Raw genomic sequence first — 12263 nt, forward strand, 5'->3', positions numbered from 1 at the left:
AGTCTAATTCTCGCTTTGGATATCTTTATTATAGTTTCAAATCTAAACCAAAATATCTTTTGTTCTTATCATCAATAAATTTTAAAGGACCATTATATAGTATTGTACCTGCATATTTTCCTTTAGTTATTACAAGGTAATTCTTTAAATTACAATCTGCTGATCTTAAATTGAATTGGAGTTCTTTAAGTTCTTTTTTGTAAGTATCAACATCTAATTTCATTAACTTTAAATTTGAAATTTCCTCAAAGGATAATCGTCCATCATTATTAGTATCAGCAATACTAACAATGGCTGAAGATAAATCAGATGAAATTACATTAGCATCGATGGTTTTTCCATCAGAGCCATAATTATTAATTTCAGAATTAGGTTTTGAGTCCATTTTTGCTTGTAGTATAAGAGCTGTTTCACTAAGTTTATTGATATCTACTTTAAAATCTGTAACGAAAGAAATTCTATTATTTGTGCTAGTTAATACTTTATAAAAATCTAAGAGGAAAAAAATCGAAATACTTAAAAATATCAAAATAACAAAAGTTTTTATCCAATTTGATTTTTTTATAGATTTAAATTTTTTTGTGATGTTTGGGAGTACAGCATTTCTATAGTCATAGGCTACTAAATTTTTAGTCTGCATTTATACACCATCCTTTAAATCATTATTATACTAATATAGTATTCTAGTTATATTAATTTAGATTTAGATAAGAGTAAAAAAAATGTTAAATATTCTTGAAAAATAACAGTAAATTAAATATAATAAAAATATTAAATTGATTTTAAAGGGAGGATAATAAAATGAATATTTGTTGCTGTTGTTGTTCTTTATGTATTAAAAAAATTATAAACAGCTGCAGCATAATGTGATTTTTAATCCTTTATATTTCATAATTAATTTTATTTGTGACTGCAGAGAATTCTGTAGTTTTCTTATTTTATAAGTAAAACTACAAATTAGCTGCAGTTTTTTATTGCTAATTATTTCAAGGAAAATAAATCTATTGGAGGTAGGACATGACATTAAAAATTTTTAATACCATAAGTAAAAAGGAAGAAGAATTTAAAGAAATAGAAGCTGGGAAGGTAAAAATGTATGCATGTGGACCAACGGTGTATAACTTTGCCCATATAGGAAATTTGAGAAGTTATATTTTTGAAGATATATTAAAGAAGGCATTAGAGTATGAGGGCTATGAAGTTACACATATGATAAACATAACGGATGTGGGACATTTGCAATCGGATGAAGATACTGGTGAAGATAAAATGGAACTTGGTGCTAAGAGAGAAAATAAAAGTGTTTTGGAATTAGCTAGATTTTATGAAGCTAGTTTCTTATCAGACTTAGAAAAATTGAATATTAAAAAGCCAAACATAATAGCAAGGGCAACTGAACATATTGAAGACATGATAAATTTAATAAAAAAGTTAGAGGAAAAAGGTTTTACCTACATAGCTAATGGAAATGTTTATTTTTCAATAGATAAATTTGAGGATTATCATAAATTAGCAAACTTAAACATGAATGAAATGAAAGCTGGAAGTAGAATTAAAATTGATGAATTTAAGAAAAACCCCTTTGATTTTGTACTATGGTTTGTTAATTCTAAATATGAAAATCATATACTTCAATGGCAATCACCTTGGGGAAAAGGGTTTCCTGGTTGGCATATAGAGTGCTCTGCAATGGCTATCAAGTATCTAGGAGAATATATTGATATTCATTGTGGTGGAGTAGATCATATACCTGTACATCATACTAATGAAATAGCTCAATCTGAAAGTGCTTTAGGTCATAAATGGATAAACTATTGGATACATGGAGAGTTTTTGACAACTGATAGCGAAAAAATGTCTAAATCAAGTGGGGAATTCTTAACTTTGGAAAAATTAATAAAGGATGGATTTTCACCAATAGATTATAGATATTATGTGTTACAATCAAAATATAGAAAAACATTAGCGTTTACTTATGATAAACTAGAAGAAGCTAAAAAGTCGTTAGACAGCTTAAGAAAAAAGATATCAGGTATTATTGCTAACATAGATATTACTGAAGTTACCAATGTTGAAGCAGTAAATAAGTATAAGTCAGATTTTAAGGAATGCATAAATGATGATTTAAATATAGCAAATGCTTTTACTGTTTTATATGAAGTTATAAAAGATAATTATATTAGTAATAATGAAAAGAAACAATTAATAGAAGATTTTGATAGGATTTTTTCTTTAAATTTAATTCAAGAGCAAGGGAATAATAAACTAAATGAAGAAAGAATTAAGTATATTGAAGGATTAATTAATGAAAGAGCTCAAGCTAGAGTTAATAAAGAGTGGGACAAGTCTGATAAAATTAGAGAGGCTTTGCTTCAAGAAGGAATCGAAATTACAGATACTAAGGAAGGGACTGTGTGGAAGTTAAGATGATGAAATATTTACAATCAAAAACTTTTAAGATGGCGTTGTCAGCAACAATAGCAATAATTATATCTAATTATATAGGCTTAAAATTTGGAGTAACAGCAGGTATAATTGCAATACTGAGCATACAAGAAACAAAGAAAGAAGCTTTATTAGTTGCTGGTAGAAGATTAATAGCATGTGCTGCAGCAATACTATTATCTTTTTTATTATTTTGGTTATTAGGAAATAGTCCAATAGTGTTTGGATTATTTTTACTCATATTTATTTCAGGGACAATATTGCTAAAAATAGAAGATGGAATGGTAATGGGTGCAGTTCTCTCAACTCATCTTTTATCGAGTACTGATATTAATGTCTCTTGGATTATAAACGAAGTTCAGTTAACTATAATTGGCATTGGGGTTGCAATGTTGTTCAATTTATATTCATCATCTTTAGATGATGAATTTGATAAGAATAAAGCACGAATAGAAGATTGCTATAGGGGTATATTATCAGATATGGCTGTTAGTTTAGTAACCCAAACTGTTCCAATATATGAGAAAAAAATATTGTTAGAGGTTGAAGGGTTAGTTAATAAGTCTAAGTTAATTGCCCAAGCTATAAATAATAACAATTTATTTAGTATAAATAATTATTATGTAAGTTATATTGAAATGAGAATAATTCAATTAGAAGTTATAAAAAGAATGAAAAGGCATTTTTCAAGATTTTACATGACCTTTGAGCAAACTAAAATATTATCAGAGTTTACTAATAATGTTGCCATGAATCTTCATGAAGATAATGATTGCCTTGAATTGCTTGAAAGGTTGAATTTATTAAGAAAAGATTATAAGAATATGGAATTGCCTAAAAATCGAGAAGAATTTGAAAATCGAGCTCTATTATTTCAATTTTTAAATGATTTAGAGGACTTCTTAAATGCAAAAAGAGAATTTAAAGAATATTTTTAAGAGTAATAATAAAGATATCCAAAGCTAGAATTAGACTTATGTGACAATTACCAAAATCAGATATATTTATCGTCCACAGGACTAGTGAAATTTTCGCTATGCTATCCAATTTGAAAAGAATTGGGTAGTTTTTTTATTAAATTAATTAACGAATATAGACATATAAATTGGATAAAATATAGTTAAATTGGTATTTTACGAAAAAATTATTTTTAAAAGGAGAAGCAGAATAGTGATTGCTTTTACAATAGCCTTTATTTTAAGTGTAGTCATTATATTGTTAGTTTGTCTAGACAATGTAAAGAAGATTACATTGCTTAAGAGAAGTTTTTTTAATGTTTATTTATTCTTTGCACCACATATTGTTCTACTTGAATATTTTTTAATAAACAATTCATTCTTAGTAAATAATTATTTTGTGTTAAGTTGGATTAGCTTGATAACAATTCTTTTTATTTTATATATTTGGTTAAGGATAAACCTGCCTCCAGGCAATAAAAAAGAAAATATTACTCAAAGGTTAAAGGTAATGCTTAGTGGCAGAGGTCTTATCCTGTATGGATTATATACATTAATGATTCAAGTACCTATATATACTATTGGTATTAATATTGTGAAGAATGTTAATATACCAAAACATATATTCATATTGGATATTATTGTTTTAATAGTTAGCATTTCAATTTTACTTTTCAATGGAACAATAAGAATTTTATTTGTTTCAAACAAGTTAAGTATAGCTAGAAAGTATTTTATAGGGATTATAAGTTTAGTGCCGGGGATAAATATTTTCATAATGCTATACTTAATTCATGTGGCGGGCTCAGAGTATGATCATGAAAGTTATAAAGTTAATAATAATGAAATTAAAATTGAATCAGATGTTTGCAAGACAAAGTACCCTCTAATGCTTGTTCATGGTGTGGGGTTTAGAGACTATAAATATATAAATTATTGGGGAAGAATACCTAAGGAGTTAATTAAAAATGGAGCTGAGATTTATTATGGAAATCAGGAGGCATGGGGGACTATTGAATATAATGCTTATGAAATTAAAGAAAGAATTATTCGGGTTTTAAAAGAAACAAATGCAGAAAAGGTAAATATAATTGCTCATTCAAAAGGTGGCTTAGATGCACGCTATGTAATTAGTAAATTAAAGATGGGAAATTATGTTGCCTCTTTAACTACAATTTCAACGCCACATAGGGGCTGTAAATTTGTAGATAAAGCATGTAAGCTTCCTAATTGGTTATATAAAGGAGTCGCATGGCTTTTTGATAAATATTATGCGCATCAAGGAGATAAAAAACCTGATTTTTATACTGCCAGCAGGCAATTTTCAACTTTTAATAGTAAAAGATTTAATGAAGAAGTAAAAGATGATAAGCAGGTTTATTATCAAAGTTATGTCACTGCTTTAAAATGTGTGATTAGTGATTATGTACTTTCAATACCATATCTTATAATTAAAGCAATAGATGGAGAAAATGATGGGCTCGTATCTGTTGAATCAGCTAAATGGGGAGAGTTTAAGGGAATCTTGAGAAATAAATATAGACGTGGGATTTCTCATGCAGATATAGTTGATTTTAGGAGGGCTGATTATAAAGAATTTGAGGTTGTAAAAAAATATATAGAAATAGTATCTGAATTAAAACGTAAAGGATATTAAATACCTGATTATTTAAAAGCTATCAGGTGTTTTTTTATAAAAAATTATATCTTTAGTTCACATTTTCCATATTTGATAGTTATATATATGTGGTACCATTAATATGTGAAAAATATAGAAGAAAATAATTTTAGAATAAGTGGAGTAGCAGTTGTAGGAATACTAAAGAACTTAGGTCTATTCAAAAAAATCCTATGATAAAACATGCGATGTTAGGAACTATGGTTGATAAGTATTAATTTTAATTGAAATTCTAAAATAAAAACAGTATACTTCTTAATATGAAAATGACATGCTATAATATATGTAAAGATTAGGGGGAGAATTTTCTTTATTATTGAGTTACTGATTTTATTTTAGGGGGATAATTTAATGAAAGAAATAGCAGAAGAATTATCGGTGTTTTTTAACTATTCAGATAATGTTAGTTATGAAAATGATGATGTGAATTATAGTAAAATAGTTAATGTATTTGATTCTTTTGAGAATATGCATAAAATGAGTAAAGACGATTTCTTAGAGAAAATTTTTGTTGGTGCATTTAAACTTATACCTGAAGCACAAAAGGGATCATTTTTTGAACTTGTAGAAGATAAGTATGTGCCAATATTTTGTAACGGTTATGATATGGATGTATTAAGAAAGCTTGAATTTAAGAGAGAGGATGCATTTATTGAGTATCAATGTTCAGATGTGTCAAGCATAGAAGCATATGAGATTTATATAGAAAGACGTGATGATTCAAAATATTCTGAAGAAATGATTAATATATTTAAATCACTGGGAACCTACAATAGTTATACATCACTATATGCACCAATTCAAGTCGAAGGTGTGAATGTAGGAATAATATGTTTTGAGTGCTTTGATAAAAAAAGCTTTTCCAAAGATTCAAAGAAAGTATTAAAGTTTTATGCTCAAATTATATCTAACTTCTATGCTATGAAAACTTTTCATGAGAAGGAAAAAAAGATGTACGACGATATAGTAACAGCATTGGTATCGGCTATTGAAGTTAATGATAAATATACTGAAGGTCATGCAAAAAGAGTAAGGGAATACAGTTGCGCAATTGCAGAAGAACTTGAACTTCCTAAGGTTAAAATTAATGATATTAGTACAGCTGCTTTGTTACATGATATTGGGAAGATTGGAATCTCCACAGAAATATTAAATAAACCAGGTAAATTAACTGAAGAAGAATACGGTATTATCAAGCAGCATCCAGTGTATACCAAGACCATTTTAGAAAAAATTAGAGGCTTTTCTACAATAACTAATTTTGCCTATAATCATCATGAAAATTATGATGGATCTGGATACCCACGAGGTTTAAAGAATAATGAAATACCTTTAGAAGCTCAAATTATTCAAGTAGCGGATGCTTACGATGCAATGACTTCGGAAAGAGCATATAGAAAGGCATTATCTACAGAGGATGCATTAAACATAATAAAGAAGGAAATGGGAAAGCAATTTAATCCTGAAATAGCAAAGGTTGCAATAAAAATATTTTCAAAATAAGAAAAAGGAGGAAATTAAATTTGGAACGAGAAAGCTAGTTGGCGTTTCAAATGGAAAGTATGAAAGAAAAGATAAGTATCATAATAAATTAAATGATAAAATATTATGCTGGTGATCCAAGAAGAGTTAATCACTTTTTGAAGGTATTTTCATTTGCTAAGTCTATTGGTGAATTAGAAAATTTAGATAAGGCTGCTCAAGAAGTTTTGGAAGTAGCAGCTGTAATGCATGATATAGGAATTAAAGTTAGTGAAGAAAAATATAATTCTTCAGCAGGGAATTATCAAGAAATTGAGGGCCCACCAGTTGCAAAAGAAATGCTTTTAGGGCTTGATTATGATTTGAAGTTTATTGATAGAGTATGTTATTTAATTGGACATCATCATACATAAAGTAAAATTGATGGGATAGATTATCAAATATTAATAGAAGCCGATTTTTTGGTTAATATTTATGAAGATGAAATTAAAATGCCTCAAATTCAAAGTATTAAGGAAAAATATTTTAAAACAAAAGCTGGAACAGTGTTTTTAGATAATTTGTATTTGTAAAATTATAGCGAACGAAATGAATTTGTATCATGATAGTTAGTGATGTAGGAAGTTCTAATGTATGTTTCCTACATCATTATAATTTATGGTGAAATTCAATCTATTTTTTGCTATTTCTATAAGCAACATTTCTTGTAATCATCATGGTATTTTCTTCTCCAGGAAAATGTACAGGGTTAATTTTATTTTTGTTATACAAATCGATTATATCTATAACATCTAAGGCCAATTCCTTAAAGCTAATTAATCCATACATTCTTGGTGGAAGGATATAAATTGGTTTATCGGGATTTGAATTTTTAAGAAATCTATTTACACTCATTATCAGATGAGGGCAGCATACAATTATATCAAATTCATTAATTCTCTTTTTTATCAATGCAAAAGCAGAAAATTCAATAAAAAAATCATTTTGCATATTATTTTCAGAGATTTCTTTTTCAACTTTATGGCATAAAGCACTTGAAGAAAAACCACCGCCACAGCATAAAAGTATTTTTATCATTTTAAGGCCTCCATATATATGATATTTAATAAGTCAATCATATCAAAATGAGTGTTTCGATTCAATATATTAGCAAAATTACCTTTATTTAAATATTATTTTAATTTATGAAGAATTATTGTTGACTTTCCACTTAGGGGAGGATTTAAAATGTTTTTGAAGGGAGGTGAAATCTTGAAAATTAGTGAGTTTGCTAAAAGGTCAGGTGTAACTGTGAAAGCCTTACGGTATTATGATAAGATTGGATTGCTGCAACCTTCTGTAAAGACAGATTCTGGTTATAGAATTTATTGTGATGAAGATTTTATTAAATTACAACAGGTTACTACATTGAAATTTATTGGATTATCCCTTGATGAGATTAAACAACTAATAAATAATAAACACGAAAATATGCATAGTATGATTGATGTCCAAACAAGAGCTTTGGAGGAAAGTAAAAAGCATATTGATATAGTTCTTACTGCTTTATACAAGGCAAAAGCGCAGCTTGAAAATTATAATAATTTGGAGGTTCAGCAGCTTATTGATATTATCAAGATTACAAATATGGAGACAAAAGCAAAACAAAGATTTAACAATGCAAGTAAAAAATACGTTACTGATAGTTACTACTGGAGGTCTAAAACAGCAGAATTAATAAATGAATTAGTAAGGCCTCAGATTAAGGATGTCATACTTGATTTAGGGTGTGGTACAGGAAAACAATTAATTGAATTATCAACAAAAGTAAGATTAGGAATTGGTATAGATATCAGCGAAGGTATGCTAAGTCAAGCTAAGATTAATTTAAAAAACGAAAAGGTATCAAATATAGAATTATATATGGGAACATTTGAGGAGCCTGAATTAAATGTTGATTTGTATAAGAAAGGTATTACTAAAATTATAACTAATTATGCTTTACATCATTTATCCACTTATTATAAACAAAAAGCTATTAAAAAAATGATTGATATAGGTGGGGAAGCCTTAGAAAAAATTATTATCGGTGATTTGATGTTTTTTGAAAATCCTCAAAATAATAAAGATGAGTTTGATGTAGTTGGATATGGGCCGGAAGTTGATTTTCCATCTAGGGTTGAAGAACTAATGGAATGTTTTTCAAACTTTAATTTTACTGTAGAAGTACACAAGTTACATCCACTAGTGGGTATTATTGTAGCAAATAGGATTAAATGAGTTTATATGTAAAATAAAATAATAAGAGCAATAGGCAGTTTAAACTTGATATTGTGCCCCTATGGTAGAAAGGGAGCAGTTCAACTTAAATATTAACTGCCTATTTGTATATATAAATTACTCGTCTTTAGAATCAAAACTAGAACATCTTGTTTCAGAATAAATTTGAGCACCGTTTCCTGATACATATACAGACTCTAGTCCACACAATCTATTTGAGTTATGAATGCAACTTTCAACGTTGCAAGTAAGTGCATCGCATTGACCTTGTGAATTTGTATTATTAGTTAATTGACTATAATGGTATTCATGTAAAAATGATCCACAACAAGTTCCTTGTGTACTATTTGCAGACATTCCACCAATATCAACTCTGTTGGAATAACAAATTCCAGTTTTATTGTGTGAACAATTAGAAACATTACAATTAATTCTTTCCATAAAAAACACACTCCTTTTTATATAAGCATAAATTCATAAATTTTATTTACTGAAGTACCTATCAAGCAAACCCTTAAATGCTCTTCCATGTCTAGCTTCATCTTTACACATTTCATGGACTGTATCGTGTATTGCATCTAAATTATTTTCCTTAGCAATTGTTGCAAGTTTCTTTTTGCCCTCACAAGCACCATATTCTGCTTCGACTCTGGCGCTTAAATTAGACTTTGTATCAGGGACTACAACTTCACCGAGAATTTCAGCAAATTTTGCTGCATGCTCTGCTTCTTCAAAGGCAATTCTCTTATATGCTTCACCAACTTCAGGATAACCTTCTCTATCTGCTTGACGAGACATGGCTAAATACATTCCAACTTCAGTGCATTCCCCTATAAAATTAGCTCGCAAGCCTTCTAATAATTCATCATTTAGTCCGTTTGCAATTCCAATTCTATGCTCATCAGCAAAATTTAATTCATCTTTCATCTCTTTAAATTTGTCAGCACCTGCTTTGCAAATAGGACAAATTTCTGGTGGAGTATCACCTTCATGGATATAACCACAAATAGTACAAATAAATCTTTTCATGTAAAATTCCTCCATAAACAATTTGTTATTTTTAGTTATCATATAACCTAAGAAATAGTATTACCATTTGAAAATAAATTTATTAATTAAATTTATATAGAAAAATATGTTATAATTTATTGATATATTGTAAAAGTCTAGACAATAGGGAGGATTTTCATTTGGATAATAAGTTTGAATATATATTGTTTGATTTAGATGGAACAATTACTGATTCTGGTGAAGGAATAACAAAATCTGTTCAATATGCTTTAAAAGCTTTTGGAATTGAAGTAGAAAATATTAAGGAATTGAACAAATTTATAGGTCCACCATTAAAGGATTCATTCAAAAGATTTTATAATTTTGATGATGAAAAAGCAGAATTAGGTCTAAGAAAATACAGAGAGTATTATGCAGATAAAGGGATTTATGAAAATAGTTTATATGATGGAATTGTTGAAGTTTTAGACAAACTTAAGAAAAGTAATAAAAAAATCATACTTGCTACATCAAAGCCTGAAGTGTATGCAAAAGAAATATTGAAATACTTTAAGATTGACGAATATTTTACTTTTGTGGGTGGTGCAGATTTTGAGGAAACAAGAGTAAGCAAAGGTGATGTCATTAAGTATGCTTTAAAAGAGGCACAAGTATCTGATTTATCGAAAACTATTATGATTGGCGACAGGGAACATGATATAATTGGTGCTAAGGAAAATAATATTAAATCAATAGGTGTTCTTTATGGATATGGTGATGTAATAGAATTAACTCAAGCTAGGGCAGACCATATTATAAAAAATGTGGACGAATTAATAGATATTATTTTATAAAAGAGCATATTTAAATATTGAAAGTGAAGCTTAATTAAGAGTAAAATTTAAGTTGATTAAATTAGCAGGTGTACCAAGTAATTTTCAGATTGGTTGCCTGCTTTTTGTTGACATAATTTTAAGTAAACAAGTAGTTTGTGGTGAATTGATTTTATACCAAAAAGTTACAAAAGCTTTTAAGATACTTAAAAATATACTATAATAATATTAGTATAATAATGCTAAATGATAAATATTATGCCATAATTAAATATTATTTAGTCGATTTATAAGGATAGCGTGGTGGGATTTGTTGACAAGGTTAGAGAAATACGTGTGTGCTACATATATATGTTTAGCAGTTGTTTTAGGTGGAGTACTAGGATATTTTAAATTTGCAGTATATGATATCTCTAAGGCATCAGCAATGCAGAAGGATGAGAATGAGAACGTTAGTGAAGCCAAAGAAAATGAAATAAATGTACCAACTGGATTTGTTCCAATAAAAGCAGAATTGACAGCTTATTGTAATTGTGCTATATGTTCTGAGCAGTGGGGGTCTCAGACTGCAATGCAGACACATACAAGAGTAGGTGTTGTTGCTACCCCTAAGGAAATATCTTTAGGAAGCAAATTATTTATTCCAGATTTAAAGAAATTTAAAGAGGATTGCTTATTTGATGTTGAGGATAGAGGTGGTGCAGTTAAAATAAAAAGTGATGGTACATATATTATAGATGTGTGGCTACCTACGCATGAGCAAGTCAAGGAATTTGGACGTAAGAAGACTATTGTATATTTATTGAAATAATATCAACTTGAAGTTTTTATAAAATTCAATTAAAATATTTTTAGAAATAGAGTGAAAAGAGATTGGTGTTATAAAATATCAAATTATTTTATAACAAAGGAGGACAAAATGCTTATGGGGCAGTCGGAAGAAAATAGTAAAGTTGTTAGGGAAAATGATGAAATGATTATTTCACCAGAATTTGTTGAAGAGAAGGTGGAAGAGTTAAACGAAGTTTTGTTAGTTTATCGCTCAGCTATTAAAGAAGTGAGAACTAAATTAGAGATATTAGATGATGAACTAAAAATAAAGAGAAAAAGAAATCCAATAGAATATATGAAGTCTAGAGTAAAAACGCCAGGCAGCATTATGGATAAACTACATCGCAAAGGTCTTGAAATGAGTATTGAATCTGCAAAAAAGAATCTTAATGATATTGCAGGTATTAGAGTTATATGCTCTTTTGTAGGAGATATATACGAAATTGCAAAGATGCTTATAAGGCAAGATGATATAACATTAATTGAAGAAAAGGATTATATAAGTACCCCAAAGTCTAATGGTTATAGAAGTTTACATTTGGTTGTAGAAGTACCAATATTTTTCTCTGATCATGTGGAGCCTGTTAGAGTTGAGGTTCAAGTAAGAACCATTGCCATGGATTTTTGGGCAAGCCTTGAACATAAATTGTATTACAAAACTTCTGGAGAAAGTCCAACACATATTACACGAGATTTAAAGGAATGTGCAGAACTTATAGCATCAACAGATATGAGGATGCAGGATATACATAATGAAGTTGAAAAATTAAGATGATTGGAGATGGATGA

The 12263-nt window shown here is 28.5% G+C and carries 13 protein-coding genes and 1 pseudogene; 10 read left to right on the top strand and 4 right to left on the bottom strand.

The window, feature by feature from the left end:
* Positions 1–28: 28 nt before the first annotated feature.
* Positions 29–640 carry a hypothetical protein gene (locus L3B98_RS05675; RefSeq protein ID WP_015392606.1) on the bottom strand — a complete coding sequence of 204 codons (612 nt, stop codon included), beginning with the start codon at positions 638–640 and terminating at the stop codon, positions 29–31.
* Positions 641–1017: 377 nt separating this feature from the next.
* On the opposite strand from L3B98_RS05675, the gene cysS reads away from it, so the two are divergent.
* The 5 genes and pseudogenes from cysS to L3B98_RS05700 all read left to right on the top strand — a co-directional run bounded on the left by cysS (position 1018) and on the right by L3B98_RS05700 (position 7133).
* Complete coding sequence (cysS, locus tag L3B98_RS05680) at positions 1018–2430, top strand: cysteine--tRNA ligase (RefSeq protein ID WP_238915930.1); 1413 nt, start codon at positions 1018–1020, stop codon at positions 2428–2430.
* Positions 2427–3383, top strand: a complete 957-nt coding sequence (locus L3B98_RS05685; protein WP_238916164.1) for an aromatic acid exporter family protein — start codon at positions 2427–2429, stop codon at positions 3381–3383. Before cysS ends, L3B98_RS05685 begins: the two co-directional genes overlap by 4 nt.
* Before the next feature lie 232 nt (positions 3384–3615).
* Entirely contained in the window at positions 3616–5058 is a 1443-nt protein-coding gene (locus L3B98_RS05690) for a triacylglycerol lipase (protein WP_238915931.1), read from the top strand.
* Positions 5059–5430: 372 nt separating this feature from the next.
* Positions 5431–6582 (top strand): HD-GYP domain-containing protein, encoded by a 1152-nt coding sequence (locus L3B98_RS05695; protein WP_015392610.1) that lies wholly within the window; start codon positions 5431–5433, stop codon positions 6580–6582.
* Positions 6583–6674: 92 nt separating this feature from the next.
* Positions 6675–7133, top strand: a pseudogene (locus L3B98_RS05700) (HD domain-containing protein).
* 100 nt (positions 7134–7233) lie between these two features.
* Here the strand turns inward: L3B98_RS05700 and L3B98_RS05705 are convergent.
* Positions 7234–7638 carry a PTS sugar transporter subunit IIB gene (locus tag L3B98_RS05705; protein ID WP_077362672.1) on the bottom strand — a complete coding sequence of 135 codons (405 nt, stop codon included), beginning with the start codon at positions 7636–7638 and terminating at the stop codon, positions 7234–7236.
* Positions 7639–7788: 150 nt separating this feature from the next.
* On the opposite strand from L3B98_RS05705, the gene L3B98_RS05710 reads away from it, so the two are divergent.
* Positions 7789–8820 (top strand): MerR family DNA-binding transcriptional regulator, encoded by a 1032-nt coding sequence (locus L3B98_RS05710; RefSeq protein WP_238915932.1) that lies wholly within the window; start codon positions 7789–7791, stop codon positions 8818–8820.
* A 117-nt stretch (positions 8821–8937) separates the two neighbouring features.
* On the opposite strand, the gene L3B98_RS05715 is transcribed toward L3B98_RS05710, so the two are convergent.
* Positions 8938–9261 carry a DUF1540 domain-containing protein gene (locus tag L3B98_RS05715; RefSeq protein WP_238915933.1) on the bottom strand — a complete coding sequence of 108 codons (324 nt, stop codon included), beginning with the start codon at positions 9259–9261 and terminating at the stop codon, positions 8938–8940.
* 42 nt (positions 9262–9303) lie between these two features.
* Entirely contained in the window at positions 9304–9849 is a 546-nt protein-coding gene (locus L3B98_RS05720) for an NADH peroxidase (protein WP_238915934.1), read from the bottom strand.
* Positions 9850–10010: 161 nt separating this feature from the next.
* Between L3B98_RS05720 and L3B98_RS05725 the strand changes: the two genes are divergently transcribed.
* From L3B98_RS05725 to L3B98_RS05740, 4 genes are all read left to right on the top strand, one after another.
* Positions 10011–10664, top strand: a complete 654-nt coding sequence (locus L3B98_RS05725; RefSeq protein WP_238915935.1) for an HAD family hydrolase — start codon at positions 10011–10013, stop codon at positions 10662–10664.
* 52 nt (positions 10665–10716) lie between these two features.
* Positions 10717–10866, top strand: a complete 150-nt coding sequence (locus tag L3B98_RS05730) for a hypothetical protein (RefSeq protein WP_238915936.1) — start codon at positions 10717–10719, stop codon at positions 10864–10866.
* A gap of 90 nt (positions 10867–10956) precedes the next feature.
* On the top strand, positions 10957–11454 hold the full coding sequence (locus L3B98_RS05735) for a 3D domain-containing protein (RefSeq protein ID WP_238915937.1): 498 nt from the start codon (positions 10957–10959) through the stop codon (positions 11452–11454).
* Positions 11455–11568: 114 nt separating this feature from the next.
* A complete protein-coding gene (locus L3B98_RS05740) occupies positions 11569–12249 on the top strand; it encodes a GTP pyrophosphokinase family protein (protein ID WP_077366773.1) in 681 nt (226 codons plus the stop codon).
* Positions 12250–12263 lie beyond the last annotated feature (14 nt).

This window comes from Clostridium sp. YIM B02555, from assembly GCF_022320955.1.
Lineage (GTDB): Bacteria > Bacillota > Clostridia > Clostridiales > Clostridiaceae > Clostridium > Clostridium saccharoperbutylacetonicum.

What these genes read in the sequence shown, in the direction of transcription:
- L3B98_RS05675 (WP_015392606.1), bottom strand. Translation starts at nt 640, where the DNA reads ATGCAGACTAAAAATTTAGTAGCCTATGACTATAGAAATGCTGTACTC.
- cysS (WP_238915930.1), top strand. Translation starts at nt 1,018, where the DNA reads ATGACATTAAAAATTTTTAATACCATAAGTAAAAAGGAAGAAGAATTT.
- L3B98_RS05685 (WP_238916164.1), top strand. Translation starts at nt 2,427, where the DNA reads ATGATGAAATATTTACAATCAAAAACTTTTAAGATGGCGTTGTCAGCA.
- L3B98_RS05695 (WP_015392610.1), top strand. Translation starts at nt 5,431, where the DNA reads ATGAAAGAAATAGCAGAAGAATTATCGGTGTTTTTTAACTATTCAGAT.
- L3B98_RS05705 (WP_077362672.1), bottom strand. Translation starts at nt 7,638, where the DNA reads ATGATAAAAATACTTTTATGCTGTGGCGGTGGTTTTTCTTCAAGTGCT.
- L3B98_RS05710 (WP_238915932.1), top strand. Translation starts at nt 7,789, where the DNA reads ATGTTTTTGAAGGGAGGTGAAATCTTGAAAATTAGTGAGTTTGCTAAA.
- L3B98_RS05715 (WP_238915933.1), bottom strand. Translation starts at nt 9,261, where the DNA reads ATGGAAAGAATTAATTGTAATGTTTCTAATTGTTCACACAATAAAACT.
- L3B98_RS05720 (WP_238915934.1), bottom strand. Translation starts at nt 9,849, where the DNA reads ATGAAAAGATTTATTTGTACTATTTGTGGTTATATCCATGAAGGTGAT.
- L3B98_RS05740 (WP_077366773.1), top strand. Translation starts at nt 11,569, where the DNA reads ATGGGGCAGTCGGAAGAAAATAGTAAAGTTGTTAGGGAAAATGATGAA.